This is a genomic window from Myxococcus sp. AB056, from assembly GCF_006547365.1.
In the GTDB taxonomy this organism is placed as follows: Bacteria; Myxococcota; Myxococcia; order Myxococcales; family Myxococcaceae; genus Myxococcus; species Myxococcus virescens.
The window spans coordinates 1-408 of record NZ_VHLB01000221.1; the positions used below are offsets into that span (position 1 = coordinate 1).

1 protein-coding gene is annotated in these 408 nt (G+C 52.0%); it reads right to left on the bottom strand.

Annotated elements, in window-relative coordinates; translation table 11 throughout:
- A partial coding sequence (locus FMP39_RS37230; RefSeq protein ID WP_255508578.1) for an adenine phosphoribosyltransferase occupies positions 1–350 on the bottom strand: 350 nt, incomplete at its 3' end.
- Between the last annotated feature and the right edge of the window lie 58 nt (positions 351–408).

Genomic DNA, 408 nt, shown 5'->3' on the forward strand with positions numbered 1-408 from the left:
GTGCCGTATTTCAGGTCGTAAGTTTCGCCGATGGTTTCACGCGGCAGTTTGCCCGGTTTACGGACCGGTACAAAGCCAACGCCCAGACCCAGAGCTACCGGAGCGCCAAACAAGAAGCCACGCGCTTCGGTGCCGACAACTTTGGTAATGCCCGCATTTTTGTAACGCTCAACCAGCAAGTCGATGCTGAGAGCGTAAGCTTTCGGGTCTTCCAGTAAGCTGGTGACATCGCGGAAAAGAATGCCGGGTTTTGGGTAGTCCTGAATGCTTTTGATGCTATTTTTGAGATACTCAAGCTGCTGTGCAGTCGCGGTCATAAGTGTATGCCTGCTTGTTACGGTGGCACTCACGGCGCGTTTTAAACGTATCAAAAGTAACAGTTGTTTAACCTTTGACCGCCTGCGCCTG